This is a genomic window from Actinomadura luzonensis (genome assembly GCF_022664455.2).
Lineage (GTDB): Bacteria > Actinomycetota > Actinomycetes > Streptosporangiales > Streptosporangiaceae > Nonomuraea > Nonomuraea luzonensis.
The window spans coordinates 770,046-787,006 of the sequence record NZ_JAKRKC020000002.1; the positions used below are offsets into that span (position 1 = coordinate 770,046).

Consider the following 16,961-nt stretch of genomic DNA (forward strand, 5'->3'; position numbering starts at 1 on the left):
CGACGGCCGGAGGACCCCGATGAAGGCCCTGGTCTTCACCGCGCCGGGCGTCGTGGAACCGCAGGAGGTGCCGGAGCCCGAGGTCGGCCCCGGCGAGGTGCTCGTGCACGTGGTCACGTCCGGCATCTGCGGCAGCGAGCTGCACGGCGTCAGGACCCCCGGGTTCCGGGTGCCGCCGCTGGTGATGGGGCACGAGTTCGCCGGCCGCACCGACGACGGGCGGGCCGTCACCGTCAACCCGATCCTGTCCTGCGGCGCCTGCGACGTGTGCGCCCGCGGCCTGCGCAACGTGTGCCGGGACCGGCGCATCATCGGCGTGCACCGGCCCGGCGCGTTCGCCGAGCGGGTCGCGGTGCCGGCCGCCGCCGTGGTGCCGGTGGCCGACGGGCTCGGCTGGACCGCCGCCGGCGTCACCGAGCCGGCCGCGAACGCCGTGCACGCCTGGCGCCTGGCCGGCCGGCCCACCGGGGCCAGGGTCGGCGTCATCGGCGCCGGCGCCATCGGCCTGACCTGCCTGCAGGTCGCGCTGTCCGGCGGCGCCGCCTCGGTCGAGATCGCCGACCGCGCGCCCGGGCGGCTGGAGATCGCCGCCCGGCTCGGCGCGAGCGCCGCCGGCCCGGAGCTGACCGGCGAGTACGACGTCGTCTTCGACGCGGTCGGCGCCGCCGCCACGCACGAGCAGTCGCTGGCCCGCCTGCGCCCCGGCGGCGCCGCCGTCTGGCTGGGCCTGGCCGACCACGTGGCCGGCTTCGACGCCGCCGATCTGGTCCGCGGCGAGAAGCGGGTGCTCGGCTCCTTCGCCTACGACGAGGCCGACTTCGCCGACGCCCTCACCCTGGTCGCCGGCTGGGACCTGAGCTGGGTCGAGACCTTCCCCCTGGCCGAGGGCGCGGCCGTGTTCACCGCGCTGATGAACGGGCGCGCCACGCCCGTCAAGGCGCTGCTCACCCCGGAAGAGAGGTAGCCATGGCCCGCATCGTCCTCGTGGGCGCCGGCAGCATCACCTTCGCCAAGAACCTGCTCTCCGACCTCATGACCTTCCCTGAGCTGTCGGACGCGACGATCGTGCTGCACGACATCGACGCCGCCCGGCTCGCCACCGCCGAGGCCATGGCCCGGTGGATGGCCGCCGAGCTCGGCATCGGCGCGAAGATCGAGGCGCACGCCGACCGGCGGGCGGCCGTCGAGGGCGCCGACCACGTCATCAACGAGATCGCCGTGGGCGGCCTGGAGGCGGTCAGGCGCGACTTCGAGATCCCGGCCTCCTACGGCGTGCGCCAGACCATCGCCGACACCCTCGGCATCGGCGGGATCTTCCGGGCGCTGCGCACGATCCCGGTCATGGTCGGCATCGGCGACGACCTGGCCGAGCTGGCCCCGGACGCCACCCTGTTCACCTACACCAACCCGATGTCGATGATCCCGTGGTCGGTGTACGCGGGCACCGCGTTCACGAACGTCGTCGGCGTCTGCCACGCCGCCCGCGACACCCAGAAGACCCTGGCCAGGATGGTCGGCGTGCCGGAGGAGGAGATCTCCTTCCTCACCGCGGGCGTCAACCACCAGGCGTTCGTGCTGCGCTTCGAGCGCGACGGCGAGAACCTCTACGACCGCCTCGACGCGCTCATCGAGCGGGACCCCGAGCTGGCCCGCCGGGTCCGCGTCGAGGTCTACCGCAACTTCGGCTACTTCCCGACCGAGTCCAGCGAGCACGGCGCCGAGTACCTGCCGTGGTTCCTGCCGCACGAGGAGGAGGTGGCCCGCTACCGCGTCCCGGTCGGCGTCTACCTGGAGTGGCTGGCCGACGGCTTCGAGGAGTACGAGGCGTACAAGCGGTCGCTGGAGGAGGGCCGGGGCGTGCCGATCAGGCGCGGCGAGGAGCTGGCCTCCCTCGCGATCCACTCCATGGAGACCGGCACCCCCCGCATGATCCACGGCAACGTGCGCAACGCCGGCCTCATCTCCAACCTGCCGCAGGAGGCCACCGTCGAGGTGCCCTGCCACGTGGACCGGGCCGGGGTGCAGCCGGTGCGGGTCGGCGAGCTGCCCGCCCAGGTCGCCGCACTCAACCGCACGTTCCTCAACGTCAGCGAGCTGACCGTGAAGGCGGCGCTGGAGGGCCGCCGCGACCACGTCTACCAGGCCGCCATGCTCGACCCCAACACCGCCGCGACGCTCCCGGTCCGCAGGATCCGCGAGCTGGTGGACGACCTGATCGCGGCCCACGGCGACCTGCTGCCCGAGGGGGTCAGGAATGTGTGACGCCGACCTGCCCCTGTCCAGGTACCGGCCGGTCTCCCAGCTCCGGGTGCCGGTCCACGAGGTGGACCGGGCCCGGGTGCCCGCCGTGGACGCCCACATCCACCTCGGCCGCTGGCTCACCGACGACGGCGGCTGGATGGTCAAGGACGTCCCGGCCCTGATCGGCCTCATGGACGAGCTGAACCTGCGCGGCATGGTCAACCTCGACGGCCGCTGGGGCCGGGAGCTGGCCGAGAACATCGAGCGCTACGACGCCGCCCACCCGGGCAGGTTCGCCACGTTCTGCCACGTCGACTGGTCGCAGGCCGGCGAGCCGGGCTTCGGCGAGCGGCTGGCCGGCCAGCTCCGGCGCAACGTCGCCGAGGGCGCGGCCGGGCTGAAGGTCTGGAAGGACGTCGGCCTGCGGGTCCGCGACCACCGCGGCGAGCTGGTGATGCTCGACGACGAGCGGCTGGACCCGCTGTGGCAGGCGGTGGCCGAGGCCGGGATCCCGATCGCGCTGCACACCGCCGACCCGGTCGCCTTCTTCGAGCCGGCCGACGAGCGCAACGAGCGGCTGGAGCTGCTGGCGGCCCGGCCCGACTGGAACTTCTCCGGGCCGGAGTTCCCGCCGTTCGAGCGGCTGATGGAGGCCATGGAGGCGATGATCGCCCGGCACCCGGCGACCACGGTGATCGGCGTGCACGCCGGCTGCTGGCCGGAGAACCTGGGCTTCGCCGGCCGGCTGCTGGACGCCTACCCGAACTTCCACATCGACATCGCCGCCCGCCTCGCCGAGCTGGGCCGCCAGCCGCGCGCCACCCGCGCGCTCATGCTGCGCCACCCCGGCCGGGTGCTGTTCGGCACCGACGAGATCCCGCCGGAGCGCGAGGTCTACCGCATCCACTTCCGCTTCATGGAGACCGACGACGAGGCGTTCGCGCACTCGCTGGACGACCCGCCGCTGATGGGCCGCTGGACGATCTCCGGCCTCGGCCTGCCGGACGACGTGCTGCGCCAGGTGTACGCGGACAACGCGCTCAAGCTGGTGCCGAGGCTGGCATGACCGCGACGATCACCCGGGGGAAGCCGGCGTTCAAGCCCGCCTTCAAGCCGGCGCACAGCGCGGAGGGCGGCCAGGGCCGGCACGCGCTGCTGTTCCTGCTGCCGGCGCTGGTGGGCTTCGCCGCGTTCTACCTGTACCCGAGCGTACGCGGCCTGTGGCTGTCGCTGACCGACTGGAACCTGCTGTCGGACCCCGAGTTCGTCGCGCTGGACAACTACGCCGAGCTGGCGACGGACCCGCTGTTCTGGAAGGCGCTGCTGCTCACCGGCTACAACACGGTGCTCAACCTGGTCGGCCAGATCACGCTGGCGCTGCTGCTGGCCGCGCTCATGCACCGGCTGACCAAGTCGGTGGTGCTGCGGGCCACGCTGCTGCTGCCCTGGCTGGTGCCGAACGTGGCCACCGCGCTGCTGTGGCTGTGGCTGCTGGACGCCAACCTCGGCTTCGTCAACCAGCTCCTGGACGCCGCGGGTCTGGACACGCACGGCTTCTTCAACGCCCCGGCCGAGGCCATGCCCAGCGTGGCCGCGGTGACCACCTGGGCCTCGGTCGGGTACGTGGCGCTGCTGCTGTACGCGGGCATGCTGCAGATCCCGTCGTCGGTGTACGAGGCGGCCGCGATGGACGGCGCGGGCGAGGTGCGCACCTTCTTCCGCATCACCCTGCCGCTGCTGCGCCCGGTGCTGGCGCTGGTGCTGGTGGTCTCGGTGATCGGCTGCTTCCAGATCTTCGACACGATCGCGGTCGCCACCAAGGGCGGCCCGGTCAACGCCACCAAGGTCATCTACTACTACATCTACCAGGAGGCGTTCACCCACTTCCGGATGGGCTACGCGGCGGCCATGGCGCTCAGCCTGGTGCTGATCCTCGGCGTGCTCACCTGGGTGCAGATGCGCCTGATGCGCGCCTCCGACTCGGACCTCGGATAGGAGGGGCCGTCATGCGCGCAGGCCGGATCGCCGCCTGGGCGGTGCTGGGGCTGGCCGTCCTGGTGACCGTGTTCCCGTTCTGGTGGATGGTGCGCACGGCGCTGACCGACGCCCACCACCTGTTCTCCGACAACTTCTCGCTGTGGCCGCAGCACTTCACCTGGGCGAACTTCAAGCGGGTGCTGGGCCTTTCCTCCCTGGCCGAGGCGCAGGCCGCCGGCGGCTCGGGCGCCTCCCTCGACTTCGTGCTGTACCTGCGCAACTCGGTCGTCTACACGGCGGTCGTGGTCGCGGTGCAGACGCTGTCGTGCGCGATGGCCGCCTACGCCCTGGCCCGGCTGCGCTTCCGCGGCAGGGAGGCGCTGTTCTCCGCGTTCGTGGCCGCGCTGATGGTCCCGCCGATCTTCACGCTGCTGCCGAACTTCGCCCTCGTCCGCAACCTGGGCCTGCTCAACACCTTCGCCGGGCTGGTCGCGCCGATCCTGCTGATGACCCCGTTCACGGTCTTCTTCCTGCGGCAGTTCTTCCTGTCGCTGCCGCGCGAGGTGGAGGAGGCCGCCGTCATCGACGGCGCGGGCGTGTGGGGCGTCTTCTGGCGGGTCGCGCTGCCCATGTCGCGGGGCCCGCTCATCACCATCGCCCTCATCAACGGCGTCCACGCCTGGAAGGACTACCTCTGGCCGCTGCTCGTCGGCCAGGAGGAGGGCAGCCGGGTGCTCACCGTCGCGCTCGGCGTCTTCCTGCAGCAGTCGCCCAACGCCCGCCCCGACTGGACGGGCCTGATGGCCGGCTCGACCCTCTCCGTCATCCCCGTCCTGCTGCTCCTGCTGGTCTTCGGCAAGCGGCTGGCCAACTCGCTCAACTTCACCGGCATCAAGTAAGTAAGGACTCCCGATGTCCCGCAAGAAGACTCGCGCCCTCCTGGCCCTGGCCGGCCTCCTCACCGCCACCGCGGCGTGCGGCGGCGGCGGCGAAGGCGGCGACGGGCCCGTCACGCTCGACTACGTGATGTGGGTCGACAGCCAGGTGCCCGCCTACAAGCAGTGCGCCGACGCCTTCACCAGGAAGAACCCCGGCATCACGATCAAGCTCAGCTCGGTGGCGTGGGCGCAGTACTGGCAGAACCTGACCACCCAGGTCGTCTCGGGCACCGCCCCCGACGTCTTCCGCGACTCGGTGGCCTACTATCCGCAGTTCGCCAGGAACAACCAGCTCCTCGACCTCACCGAGTACGTCGAGCGCGACAAGGTGGACCTCGGCCAGTACCAGAAGGGCCTGGCCGACGTGTGGGTGCGCGACGGCAAGCGGTACGGCCTGCCGCTCGACTGGGACACCATCGGGGTCTTCTACAACAAGGACCAGGTGAAGGCGGCCGGCCTCGACCCGGCCGGCTTCGCCGAGTGGACGTGGAACCCGCAGGACGGCGGCACGTTCGAGAAGGCGATCGCCGCGCTCAGCGTGGACGACAAGGGCCGCAGGGGCACCGACCCGGACTTCGACAAGGAGCACGTCAAGGTCTACGGCATCGCGCCCGACTACAACACCGGCGCGCTCGGCCAGACCGGCTGGGCGGCGTTCGCGGCCAGCAACGGCTTCACGTACCTCGACAAGAACCCGTTCGGCACCAAGTACTTCTACGACGACCCCAAGCTGGCCGAGACCATCGACTGGTTCGCCGGGCTGATCAAGAAGGGGTACGCGCCGCCGTACGACAAGCAGTCGGCGCTCGGCGGCGACGCGGTGCTGCAGGGCGGCAAGACCGCGATGGTCATGGCCGGGTCGTGGATGGCCAAGCCGTACCTCGACAACAAGACGCTCAACCTGGACGTCGCGCCGCTGCCGGCCGGGCCGCAGGGCCGCAGGACGCCGATCAACGGCGTCTCCGACGCGATCTACGCCGGCACCGAGCACAAGGAGGAGGCGTGGCAGTGGGTCAAGTTCACCGCCTCCGCCGAGTGCCAGGACCTGATCGCCGCCACCACCGAGGTGCTGCCCGCCATCACCACCTCCTCCGAGAAGGCCCTGGCCGCGCACGAGGCCGCCGGGCGGAACGTCAAGCCGTTCGTGGACGAGGCCAAGGCGGCGGGCGGCACGTTCCTGCTGCCCGTCACCGACAACGCCGACAAGATCAACGAAATCATGGACGCCGCCATCTCGTCGGTGCTGCTCGGCAGCGCCGACGCGAGGACGGCGCTCCCCAAGGCCAACACCGAAGTCAACGCACTGTTCCAGTAAGAAAGGGAGTTCATGCTCAACCCCCGCTGGCGCGCGCTGCTCGGCGCCACGCTCTTGGCCGCCCCGCTGCTGGCCGCCACCCCGGCCCAGGCCGCGGACGCGGTCCTCGACCAGCAGGTCGCGGTGCCCGCCTACTTCCTGCCCGGCAACACTCCCGACTACTGGAACCAGCTCAACACGATGACCGGCAAGCCGGGCGTCGTGGTCGCCAACGTCGCCAACGGCCCGGGCAACCTGGCCAAGCCGGCCTACACCTCCGCCCTGTCGGCCGCGCACGCCGCCGGGATGAAGGTCATCGGCTACGTGGACACCGGCTACTTCGGCACCACCGGCCTGGCCGCGAACCGGACCCGGCTCGGCTCGCCGGCCGTCGAGGACTGGCGGGCGCAGATCCAGTCCGACATCAACAAGTGGTACGAGTTCTACGGCTCCTCCATCGACGGCATCTTCTTCGACCAGGCGCAGAACGCGTGCGGGCCGGCCACGGGCAGCGAGACCTGGGTGAGCCTGTACCGCGAGGCCACCGCGTACGTGAAGGCGTACCACCCGGGCGCGACCACCATCGCCAACCCCGGTGTCTCGCCCGCCGCCTGCTACCAGGACGCCGCCGACATCCTGGTCACCTTCGAGGGCTCCTACAGCTCCTACCAGAACCGGCAGGCCCCCTACCTGCCGTCGGCCTGGGAGGCCACCGCCGACCCGAAGCGGATCTGGCACCTGGTCTACGACGTGCCCGACGCGGCGGCCATGGCCACGGTCATCGCCACGTCCAAGGCCGACAACGCCGGCTACGTGTACGTGACCGACGACAAGCTGGACAACCCGTGGGACACGCTGCCCTCGTACCTGTCGTCGCAGGTGACGGCGGCGAAGGGCAGCGGCGGCGCGGCTCCGGCGAAGCCCGCCACGCCGGCCGCGAGCCTGGTCAAGGCCACGAGCGCGCGCCTGAGCTGGGCCTCCGCCGCCTACCCCGGCGTGGTCGGCTACGACGTCTACCAGGGCAGCGTGAAGATCGGCGGCACGGCCAACCTCACGCCGTCGGCGACCGCCTTCGACGTGGGCGGGCTCACGGCCGCCACCGCGTACTCCTTCACCGTCAAGGCGCGCGACCGGGCGGGCAACGTCTCCGCCGCCAGCACGGCCCTGGCGGTGACCACCGCGGCGGCCAGCGCGAGCGCCCCCACCGTGCCCGGCAAGCCGGTGGCCTCGAACGTCGGCCCGACCAGCGTCAAGCTGACCTGGACCGCCTCGGCGGACAGCGACTCCGGCGACAGCGTGGCCTTCTACGACGTGTTCAGGAACGGCGTGCGCGAGCTGTCCCTGCCCGGCGGCCTGACCAGCGTCAACCTCGGCGGCCTGGCGCTCAACACGTCCTACGGCTTCACCGTGCGGGCCCGTGACACGACCGGCCGCGCCTCGGCGCAGACGGCCGCGACGACCATCACCACCACCGACCCGGTGCCCGTCACCGGCGCGGCGGCGGCGATGGACGAGAACAACGCGACCTACCAGGCGCAGTTCAACCTGCCCTACAGCGGCCACCACGTCTTCATCGACACCGACGCCGACTACCAGACCGGCTGGTCGGTGAACACGATCGGCGCCGAGTACATGATCGAGAACAACGCGCTGTTCCAGAAGACCGGGGACCCGGGCCAGTGGACCTGGACCGCGGTGCCCGGCGTGACCCCGCTGGTCTCCGACGCCGGCGGCCTCTACAAGTGGTCCGTGCCCTCCTGGCTGCTGACCGGCGCGGGTCTCACCCACAAGATCGTCTTCCATGGCACGGACGGCGACCGGAACGACTACGCCGCGAACGTCCTCACCGTCACCGCCCCCTCCACCCCGGTCGCCCCCATCGCCGGCGCGGTGGCGGCGGTCAGCGCGGACTCGGCGACCTACACGGCCAAGTTCAACCTGCCGTACACCACCTACCACGTCTTCATCGACACCGACGCCAACTACCAGACCGGCTGGTCGGTGAACACGATCGGCGCCGAGTACATGATCGAGAACAACCTCCTGTTCAAGAAGACCGGAGCCTCGGCCGACTGGGCGTGGAGCCAGGTGGCCGGCGTCAGCCCGCTGGTCTCCAGCACGGACGGCCTCTACAAGTGGTCGGTGCCGCTGTCGCAGCTGACCGGCACGGGCAACGTCCAGAAGATCGTCTTCCATGCCACGGACGGCACGCGCAACGACTACGCGCCGAGCGTGATCAGCCTCACCACGAGCTGACCCCCGGCACGGCGACGGCCACCACGCTCCGCGCGTGGTGGCCGTTCCCGTGCCCGCCGCTACATGACGGCGAGCTGGCCGCCGTCGATGACCAGCTCGGTGCCGTGCACGAAGGCCGCGTCGTCGGAGGCCAGGAAGGCGTACCCGGCCGCGACCTCCTCCGCCAACCCGGCCCGGCCCAGCGGGATGTGGTCGCGCTCGTAGCCGGAGACGAAGCCGTCGTCCAGGCCGGCCGCGATCGAGGCGTTGAGCGGCGTCCTGATGTAGCCGGGGCACAGCGCGTTGACCCGGATGCCGTGCCTGCCCAGCTCGACCGCCATCGTCCTGGTCAGCAGCAGCACGCCGCCCTTGGAGGCGTTGTAGTGGGCGTAGTCGGCCTCGCCGCCGAGGCCGTTGGTGGAGGACATGTTGAGGATCACCCCGCCGGTGCCCTGCTCCACCAGGCGCCGCGCGACGGCCTGGGCGACGAGGAACATGCCGCGCAGGTTCACCGCCATGATGGTGTCCCAGTGCGCCGGGGTGATCTCCAGGAACGGCTCCCGCCACGCCGTGCCGGCGTTGTTGACCAGCACGTCGAGGCCGCCCAGCGCGGCGACGGCCCCCTCGACCAGCCGGGTCGCGCCGGCCTCCGCGCTGACGTCGCCGGGGATGCCGCTCACCTCGCCGAGCGGGGCCAGCTCGGCCACCGTCGCCGCCACCTCGGCCGGGTCGAGCCCGCCGAGCACGACGCGCGAGCCCTCCTCCAGGAACCTGCGGGCCGTGGCGGCGCCGATGCCGCTGCTCCCGCCGCTGACCAGTACCCGCTTGCCCGCGAGTCCCCGCATGACGTCCCCTCTTCCCTTTCAGCGCACCGCGCCGCGGGCGGCGACGCGGAGCTCGGTGGTGACCCGCCCGGCCTCGACGCCGTAGGCGACGTCGAACATGTTGACGGTGGAGCAGGCGTGGCTCGGGATGAGCTGCGCCCGCGTGCCGACCGGCAGCTCGCCGTGGTGCCCGGCCTCCAGCCGGGCCACGCCGTGCTCCTCGTTGAGGAAGTCCATGTGCAGGTACGGCAACCCGGCGGCCCTGATCCAGCCCGGCGAGCCGAGGCCGTCGGAGGTGAGGCACTTGGTGCCGGCGTCGAAGACGACCCGCTCCGGCGTGGAGCGGGCGATCACGGTGGACAGCACGCGGGCCGCCGCCGTCGCCTCGGTCGCCACGCCGAGGCGCATCATCGCGGTGTCGTTGAAGATGTAGGTGCCCGGCCGGATCTCGGTCACCCCGGCGACGCCGGCCGCGTGGCGGGCGGTGGGGGTGGAGCCGACGCTGATCTCGCGCAGCTCGATGCCGTCCTTGGCGCACAGCTCGGCCGTGTCCACCAGGTCCTGGCCCTCGCGGCGGGCGGTCTCGGCCAGCTCCTCCTGGGTGCGGGAGTGGTAGGCGTGCCCCGCGAGCGTCAGCAGGCCCACGACCTCCACGCCGGGCACGGCGGCGATCTCGGCGACCAGGTCGGCGGTGGGGCGGCCCGGCGGGCGGCCCAGCCGGTGCTGGCCGGTGTCCACCTCCACCAGCACCTCGACCGGCGGGCCGCCCAGCCTGCCGAGCCCGGCGGCGACCTCGGGGGAGTCGAGGCTCACCCGCACCCGGGCGCGCTCGCGCAGCGCGGCCAGGCGGCGCAGCTTCGGCTCGCCCCAGATCGGGAAGGCCAGCAGGATGTCGTCGATCCCGGCGTCGGCCATGATCTCGGCCTCGCCGAGCTTGGCGCAGGTGATGCCGGCCGCGCCGGCGTCGAGCTGCAGGCGCGCCAGCTCGGGCATCTTGTGGGTCTTGACGTGCGGGCGCAGCCGGACGCCGTTCCTGGCGGCCGCCCCGGCCATCTCGGCGACGTTGGCCCTGACCGCGTCGAGGTCGATGACGAGCGACGGGGTGTCGAGCTCGGGAAACATGGATGCACGGCTCCTCGGGAGGAAGTTCCTCCCGAAGATAGCATTCATTCCGTATTGCGCACTAGCGTTCCGTATGCCGGAATCGCCGTGTTTGTCAGGCCTGCTCGGTGACCGCGCGGCGCAGGCCGTTGCCGATCTCCTCCATGCGGGCCGGCGACATGCGGTCCTTCAGCGCGGTCACGCTCACCGCGGCCACCGGTGTGCTGCGGCCCATGAACACCGGCACCGCCACGCAGCGCACGCCCGGCTCGTTCTCCTCCAGGTCGAGGGCATAGCCGCGGCGGCGCACCTGGTCGAGGTGGGTGGCCAGCTTGGCGGGCTGGGTGATGGTGGCGCGGGTGCGGCCCGACAGCGGGCCGTACCGCTCCGCCCAGCCCTTGATCGCCTCGTCGGTCGGGTACGTCCAGGCCAGCAGCGCCTTGCCGACGCCCGTGCAGTGGGCGGCGTTGCGGCCCCCGATCACCGACGTCATCGTGATCGACCGGACCGCCTCCACCTTGTCGAGGTAGACGACCTCGGCGCCGTCGAGCGCGGCCATGTGCACGGTCTCGGCGAACTCCTCGCTCACCCGCAGCAGCAGCGGGCGCACGACGGTGCGCAGGTCCATCGACTCGTAGAAGCGGAAGGCCGTGGCCAGCAGCTCGGTGCCGAGGAAGTAGGGCCCGCTCGGCTCGGGCTGGGCGGCGAACCCCCGGTGCTTCAGCGCGCCGAGCAGCCGGTGTAGCGAGCTCTTCGGCAGCCCGAGCCGGGTGGCGAGCTCGTCGAGCGTAACGCCCCTGCTGTGCCTGCCGATCTCCTGGAGGATCACCAGGGCGCGGTCGACGCTCCCCACCGGGGACTGCACCTCAGCCACTGTTCTCTCCGTTCTGTTCCGCTTCATGGAATGCTAGCGCGTCATGCGGAACAGTGCACTGGTCCAGGAGTTCGAGCAGGTGGTGGTAGGGCTTGCCGGTCGCGCGGGTCAGGCCCAGCTCGCAGGTGCGGTTGACCGAGGCGTGCGCCGCGTACTTCCCGGCCACGACGGCGGCGGCCTCGGCCCGGGTGGCGGAGGCGGTCAGCTCGGGGTGCAGCAGGCCGCGGTCGCCGGCGAAGGCGCAGCACTGCCAGCCCCGCGGGATCACCACCTCCTCGGCCACCGCCCCCGCGACCGCGGCGATGGCGGCGTCCAGCCCGAGCTGGGTGGAGGAGCAGGTGGGGTGCAGGGCCAGGGACGGCAGGCGGCGCTCCACCGTCAGCCGGGGCAGCAGGTGCTCGGCGGTGTAGGCGACCGCGTCCACCACCTCCAGGCCGAGGCGGCGGAAGCCCTCGGTGCAGGAGGCGGCGTCGGTGACCACCGGGACGCGGCCGCCGCCGGTCGCCGCGCGCACGGCGTCGCGGACCCGGCCGGCCATGGCCTGGTGGCCGCCGGCGTGACCCTTGGACGACCAGGGCGTGCCGCAGCACAACGAGCCGATCCCCTCGGGCACGTGCAGCCGCACGCCCGCGCGCCGGGCCAGCCGGGCGAACGCGATCATCACGCCCGGCCCGCCGTCGGCGGGGGCGAACATGGTGTTCAGGCAGGACGGCAGGTAGACCACGTCGGCGCCGGCGTTCGGGGCCGGGCGGCGGCGCATCCGCCGCGCGGCAGGTCGCGGCTCCTGCGGGACGGCCTCGGCGCCGGCCAGGGCGCGGGCGGCGCCGGCGGCGGCCTCGGGCAGCGCGGGCGGGACGGCGGCCGCGGCGTCCAGGGCGAGGCTCATCGCCCGGGTGACGCCGTCCCAGTGCCTGGCGGCGCTCTTCCACGCCGCGCGGGCGGCGGGGCCGTGCCGCTCGGCGCGCAGGCGCTTGGTCAGGTCGCCGGTGTTGATGCCGACCGGGCAGGCGGTGGCGCACATGCCGTCCACGGCGCAGGTGTCCACGGCGTCGTAGCCGTACTCGGCCGCCAGCTCCTGGGCGAGGGCGTGGTCGCCGGCCTCGCGGGCGGCGGCCAGCTCGCGGCGCAGCACGATGCGCTGGCGGGGTGTGGTGGTCAGGTCGCGGCTGGGACAGACCGGCTCGCAGTAGCCGCACTCCACGCAGCGGTCCACCTCGGGCTCGACGGTGACGACGGTCTTGAGGTCGCGCAGGTGGGCGTCGGGCGCGTCGGTCAGCACGACGCCGGGGTTGAGCGTGCCGGCCGGGTCGCACAGCCGCTTGACCTCGCGCATCACCTCGTACAGCTCGTCGCCGTACTGGCGGCGGACGAACGGCGCCATGACCCGGCCGGTGCCGTGCTCGGCCTTGAGCGTGCCGTCCCTCGACAGGACGGCCTCCACCAGGTCCTCGGTGAAGGCGGCGTAGCGGTCGAGGTCGGTGGAGAAGCGCTCGTTGAGCATGAAGTGCAGGTTGCCGTCCTTGGCGTGGCCGAAGACGACGCTGCGCTCGTAGCGGTGCGCGGCGAACAGGGCGGTGAGGTCGTCGCACAGCTCCGCCAGGGCGTGGACGGGGACGGCGACGTCCTCCAGCAGGGCGGTGGTGCCGCTCGGCCGGGCCCCGGCGACGGAGGCGTACAGGCCCTTGCGGATGTGCCACAGCGCGGCCCGGCCGGCCGCGTCCCTGCTCAGCCGGGCCGGGGCGGCCAGCTCCAGCTCCGCGAGGACGGCCCCGGCGGCCCGCTCGCGGCCCTCCAGCGCGCCGGGGTCGGACTCCTGCCACTCGACGAGCAGCGCCGCGTGCGCGTCCACGGCGAGCGCGCGCAGCAGGTCGCCGGCCTGCGGGTCGGCCTGCGCGACCCGCAGCGACTCGGCGTCCAGCAGCTCGACGGCGGCGGGCCCGGCCGCGACCAGCTCCGGCATGGCGGCCATCGCCTGGTGCAGGGTGGGGAAGACGAGCAGGCCGGTGGCGGCCAGCGGATGGGCGGGGACGGTGCGCAGCACCGCCTCGGCGACGAAGGCGAGCGTGCCCTCGCTGCCGATGACCAGGTGGGCGAGGATCTGCTCGGGAGAGTCGTGGTCGAGGAAGCTGTTGAGGCCGTAGCCCATGGTGTTCTTCAGCGAGAACTGCGCCGCGATCCGCCGCACCGAGTCCGGATTTTTCCGGACTCGGTCGCGCAGCCGTTCCAGCCCGGCCGCCAGCTCCGGCTCCAGCGCCCGCAACCGCTCGCCGGCGTCCGGCGCGCCGGTGTCGAGGACGGTGCCGCTCGGCAGCACCAGCGTCATCGACTCCAGCGTCCGGTAGGTGTTGGCGTGCGTGCCGCAGGTCATGCCGCTGGAGTTGTTGGCGATCACGCCGCCGATCGTGCAGGCCGACTCGCTCGCCGGGTCCGGGCCGAGCTTGCGGCCGTAGGGCGCGAGGCGGGCGTTGACCTGGCGCAGCACCGCGCCGGGCTGCACCCGCACCCGCTCGCCGCCGTCCAGCACCTCGACGTCCCTGAAGTGCCGGCGGGTGTCCACCAGCAGGTGCTCGGTGACGCCCTGCCCGCTCAGGCTGGTGCCGCCGGAGCGGAACGTCAGCGGCAGGCCGGTCCGCAGCAGCGCCGCCACCTGCCCGGCGCTCTGCGGCACCAGCACGGCCTGCGGCGTGAGCAGGTAGTGCGAGGCGTCGTGCGCCATGCCGAGCCGGTCGCTCGCCCGGGTACGGGCGATGCCCGGCACCGCCGCCTCCACCCGGGCCAGGACGGCGGGGTCGGGCGCGGGCGCGGCGGAACGGCGGGCTTCTGGGCGGGTCACGCTCATGCTCTTCCGGGACTTTCTTCGAGAGTGCGGGTGCTAGCGGGGTCCGACGACGTGCTGGCGCTGGGTGCCGAGGCGGTCGATGCCGAGCTCCATGACGTCGCCTGGCTGGAGCCAGACGGGCGGGCGGTGGCCCATGCCGACGCCGGGCGGGGTGCCGGTGTTGATGAGGTCGCCGGGTTCGAGGACCATGAACTGGCTGAGGTGGTGCACGATGACGTACGGGTCGAAGATCATGGTCTTGGTGGTGCCGGTCTGGCGGCGCACGCCGTTGACGTCGAGCCACAGGGCGAGGTCGGTGATGTCGGGGATCTCGTCGGGGGTGACCAGCCAGGGGCCGGCGGGGTTGAAGGTCTCGGCGGACTTGCCCTTGCTCCATTGGCCGCCGCGTTCCATCTGGAAGGCGCGTTCGCTGACGTCGTTGACCACGCAGTAGCCGGCGATGTGGTCGCGGGCCTGTTCCGGGGTGTCGAGGTAGGAGGTGCGGCGGCCGATGACGATGCCGAGCTCGACCTCCCAGTCGGTCTTGGTCGCGCCTCGGGGGATGCGCACGTCGTCGTGGGGGCCGATGAGGGTGTTGGGGGACTTGGTGAACAGGATGGGCTCGGCGGGGACGGGCTGGCCGGTCTCGGCGGCGTGGTCGCGGTAGTTCAGGCCGATGCACAGGATCTGGTGGGGGCGGGCGATGGGGGCGCCGACGCGTTCGCCGGCGAAGGTGCGGCGGGGGCGGGCGGCGATGGCGTCGGTGAGCAGGGCGGGGCCGCCGGCGGCGAAGAAGCGCTCGTCGAAGTCGGGGGTGAGGTCGGAGACGTCGACGTAGTGGGTGTCGTCGAGGCGGACGACGGGCTTCTCGGCGCCGGGCGCGCCGATGCGCATGAGGTGCATGGGTGTCTCTTTCAGAAGGGGTTCCAGTAGGGCGTGGGCAGGCCGCGCACGCCGACCTCGGCGGTGAACAGGCGGCCGTCGCCGGGGCCCGGATCGGGCAGATCCTGGGTGGCGGTGGTGATGACGAGCACGTCGAGGTCCGGCCCGGCGAAGACCGGGCAGGAGGTGTGCGCCGCGCCGGTCTCGACGACGGCCAGCAGCTCGCCGCGCGGGGTGCGGCACTCGACCCGGCCGAGCCCCCAGTTGGCGATCCACAGGTTGCCCTCGGCGTCGGCGCACATGCCGTCGGGCAGGCCCTCGGTGATCCGGAACGCCTCCCGGCGCGGGCCGGTCCGCCCGGTCTCCGCGTCGTAGTCGCGCACCCAGACGACGCCGGGCATCGTGTCGACGCTGTAGAGGCGGTCGCCGATCCAGGCCAGGCCGTTGGACAGGACCAGGTCGGTGTCGAGGTAGGTGACGCCGCCCGCGTCCAGGCGGGCCAGCACCTCCTGGCCGTGCCGGCCGTCCTGGGCGAGGCTGCCGACCAGGAACCGGCCGGCCGGGTCCACGGCGCCGTCGTTGAGCCGGCTGCGCGCGTCCAGCGGCAGCACCCGGGCCAGCTCGGCGCGGGCGCCGTCCGGGTCGAGGCGGGTGAGGGTGTGCCGCTCGGCCACGATCAGCGTGCCGTCGGCGGCGACGGCGACCGCGCCCACGGTGGAGCCGAAGTCGTGCCGCGCGGTGGGGGTGACCTGGCCGGTGCCCGGGTCGAGCCGGCCCTCGTGCACGGCGCCGGCGGTGATGTCCACCCACAGCAGGCGTTCGCGGGCGGCGTCCCACACCGGGCCCTCGCCGAGGGCGTGCACGCCGGCCGAGGCCGGGACGGCGGTGAAGGTCACGAAGGGTCCTCTCCTGAGACGATGGCCAGGATGGCGGGCAGGTCGTCGACGAGCGCGCGCAGCGGCGTGCGGTAGGCCAGGCCGCTGATGCTGATCGCGCCGCTCGGGCTCGTCGGCGAGGTCAGGTACGCCGGCACGGCCAGGCAGTTGACGCCCGGCTCGTTCTCCTGGTCGTCCACGGCGTAGCCCCGCTCGCGGACCCGGGCCAGCTCGGCGTGCAGCTCCCCGGCGGTGCCGATGGAGCGCTCGGTGGGCCGCTCCAGCGTCCGGCCGGCCGCCCAGGCGGCGACGGCGTCCTCGTCGGGCAGCGCGTGGGCCAGCAGCACCTTGCCGACGGCGGTGCAGTGCGCCGGGTTGCGCCCGCCCACCACGGACGTCAGCCGCACCGCCCCCATCGGCGGGTCCAGCTTGGACCGGTAAACGACCGAGGCGCCCTCCAGCACAGCGTAGTGCACGGTCTCGCCGTGCCGCTCGCACAGGGCCTTGAGCATCGGCGTCACGCGGACGTGGTCCGGCCGCGCCTCGTGGTGCGCGAAGGCCATCCGCAGGAACTCGTCGCCCAGCACGTAGCGGCCGTGGCCGTGCTGCGCGGCGAAGCCGGCCCGGCGCAGCGAGGCCAGCGCACGGTGCACGGTCGGTTTCGGGCTGGCCACGGCGCGCGCCATCTCCTCCAGTCCGATGCCGTCAGGGTGGCGGGCCAGCTCGGCCAGGACCGCGAGCACGCGGTCGGAGCCGACGAGCCGGGGCTCGGCGGCCGGGTCGAAGGGGGTCTGTGCCGACACGTTCCGAAGATTAGACCATCGTTCCGCCTAACGAAAGTTCGCCACGCCTTTGACAACCTCCGGCGGGCCGACACAATAGATATATGAACAGTTCTTCAG

At 72.7% G+C, this 16,961-nt stretch carries 14 protein-coding genes; 7 read left to right on the forward strand and 7 right to left on the reverse strand.

Features of this window, described 5'->3' with window-relative positions; all coding sequences use genetic code 11:
* The first annotated feature begins 19 nt into the window (after positions 1 to 19).
* The 7 genes from MF672_RS33750 to MF672_RS33780 are packed head-to-tail and all read left to right on the forward strand — an operon-like array spanning position 20 to position 8,706.
* The gene (locus MF672_RS33750) at positions 20 to 964 is read left to right on the forward strand and encodes an alcohol dehydrogenase catalytic domain-containing protein (protein WP_247815545.1); all 945 of its coding nucleotides are present in this window, start codon (positions 20 to 22) and stop codon (positions 962 to 964) included.
* Between the two features lie 2 nt (positions 965 to 966).
* Positions 967 to 2,262 (forward strand): alpha-galactosidase, encoded by a 1,296-nt coding sequence (gene melA, locus MF672_RS33755; protein ID WP_242381757.1) that lies wholly within the window; start codon positions 967 to 969, stop codon positions 2,260 to 2,262.
* A complete protein-coding gene (locus MF672_RS33760; RefSeq protein WP_242381756.1) occupies positions 2,255 to 3,307 on the forward strand; it encodes an amidohydrolase family protein in 1,053 nt (350 codons plus the stop codon). Before melA ends, MF672_RS33760 begins: the two co-directional genes overlap by 8 nt.
* Complete coding sequence (locus tag MF672_RS33765; protein WP_247815546.1) at positions 3,304 to 4,236, forward strand: carbohydrate ABC transporter permease; 933 nt, start codon at positions 3,304 to 3,306, stop codon at positions 4,234 to 4,236. Before MF672_RS33760 ends, MF672_RS33765 begins: the two co-directional genes overlap by 4 nt.
* Positions 4,237 to 4,247: 11 nt before the next feature.
* Complete coding sequence (locus MF672_RS33770) at positions 4,248 to 5,117, forward strand: carbohydrate ABC transporter permease (protein ID WP_242381754.1); 870 nt, start codon at positions 4,248 to 4,250, stop codon at positions 5,115 to 5,117.
* Between the two features lie 13 nt (positions 5,118 to 5,130).
* A complete protein-coding gene (locus MF672_RS33775) occupies positions 5,131 to 6,471 on the forward strand; it encodes an ABC transporter substrate-binding protein (RefSeq protein ID WP_302893326.1) in 1,341 nt (446 codons plus the stop codon).
* Positions 6,472 to 6,483: 12 nt separating this feature from the next.
* Positions 6,484 to 8,706: a spherulation-specific family 4 protein gene (locus MF672_RS33780; protein ID WP_242381753.1), complete on the forward strand. Its 2,223-nt coding sequence runs from the start codon at positions 6,484 to 6,486 to the stop codon at positions 8,704 to 8,706.
* 59 nt (positions 8,707 to 8,765) lie between these two features.
* On the opposite strand, the gene MF672_RS33785 is transcribed toward MF672_RS33780, so the two are convergent.
* From MF672_RS33785 to MF672_RS33815, 7 genes are all read right to left on the reverse strand, one after another.
* The gene (locus MF672_RS33785) at positions 8,766 to 9,530 is read right to left on the reverse strand and encodes an SDR family NAD(P)-dependent oxidoreductase (RefSeq protein ID WP_242381752.1); all 765 of its coding nucleotides are present in this window, start codon (positions 9,528 to 9,530) and stop codon (positions 8,766 to 8,768) included.
* 18 nt (positions 9,531 to 9,548) lie between these two features.
* Positions 9,549 to 10,631 carry an alanine racemase gene (locus tag MF672_RS33790; protein ID WP_242381751.1) on the reverse strand — a complete coding sequence of 361 codons (1,083 nt, stop codon included), beginning with the start codon at positions 10,629 to 10,631 and terminating at the stop codon, positions 9,549 to 9,551.
* Positions 10,632 to 10,725: 94 nt separating this feature from the next.
* On the reverse strand, positions 10,726 to 11,484 hold the full coding sequence (locus MF672_RS33795; RefSeq protein ID WP_242381750.1) for an IclR family transcriptional regulator: 759 nt from the start codon (positions 11,482 to 11,484) through the stop codon (positions 10,726 to 10,728).
* Complete coding sequence (locus MF672_RS33800; RefSeq protein WP_247815547.1) at positions 11,477 to 14,317, reverse strand: FAD-binding and (Fe-S)-binding domain-containing protein; 2,841 nt, start codon at positions 14,315 to 14,317, stop codon at positions 11,477 to 11,479. The genes MF672_RS33795 and MF672_RS33800 overlap by 8 nt, the downstream gene beginning before the upstream one ends.
* Positions 14,318 to 14,356: 39 nt before the next feature.
* Entirely contained in the window at positions 14,357 to 15,205 is an 849-nt protein-coding gene (locus tag MF672_RS33805; protein ID WP_242381748.1) for a fumarylacetoacetate hydrolase family protein, read from the reverse strand.
* 11 nt (positions 15,206 to 15,216) lie between these two features.
* The gene (locus tag MF672_RS33810; protein ID WP_242381747.1) at positions 15,217 to 16,080 is read right to left on the reverse strand and encodes an SMP-30/gluconolactonase/LRE family protein; all 864 of its coding nucleotides are present in this window, start codon (positions 16,078 to 16,080) and stop codon (positions 15,217 to 15,219) included.
* Positions 16,077 to 16,862, reverse strand: coding sequence for an IclR family transcriptional regulator (locus MF672_RS33815; protein WP_242381746.1), 786 nt, complete (start codon positions 16,860 to 16,862; stop codon positions 16,077 to 16,079). Before MF672_RS33815 ends, MF672_RS33810 begins: the two co-directional genes overlap by 4 nt.
* Between the last annotated feature and the right edge of the window lie 99 nt (positions 16,863 to 16,961).

Coding starts and splice junctions, on each gene's coding strand:
- MF672_RS33750 (WP_247815545.1), top strand. CDS start 20: ATGAAGGCCCTGGTCTTCACCGCGCCGGGCGTCGTGGAACCGCAGGAG.
- melA (WP_242381757.1), top strand. CDS start 967: ATGGCCCGCATCGTCCTCGTGGGCGCCGGCAGCATCACCTTCGCCAAG.
- MF672_RS33760 (WP_242381756.1), top strand. CDS start 2,255: ATGTGTGACGCCGACCTGCCCCTGTCCAGGTACCGGCCGGTCTCCCAG.
- MF672_RS33765 (WP_247815546.1), top strand. CDS start 3,304: ATGACCGCGACGATCACCCGGGGGAAGCCGGCGTTCAAGCCCGCCTTC.
- MF672_RS33770 (WP_242381754.1), top strand. CDS start 4,248: ATGCGCGCAGGCCGGATCGCCGCCTGGGCGGTGCTGGGGCTGGCCGTC.
- MF672_RS33775 (WP_302893326.1), top strand. CDS start 5,131: ATGTCCCGCAAGAAGACTCGCGCCCTCCTGGCCCTGGCCGGCCTCCTC.
- MF672_RS33780 (WP_242381753.1), top strand. CDS start 6,484: ATGCTCAACCCCCGCTGGCGCGCGCTGCTCGGCGCCACGCTCTTGGCC.
- MF672_RS33785 (WP_242381752.1), bottom strand. CDS start 9,530: ATGCGGGGACTCGCGGGCAAGCGGGTACTGGTCAGCGGCGGGAGCAGC.
- MF672_RS33790 (WP_242381751.1), bottom strand. CDS start 10,631: ATGTTTCCCGAGCTCGACACCCCGTCGCTCGTCATCGACCTCGACGCG.
- MF672_RS33805 (WP_242381748.1), bottom strand. CDS start 15,205: ATGCACCTCATGCGCATCGGCGCGCCCGGCGCCGAGAAGCCCGTCGTC.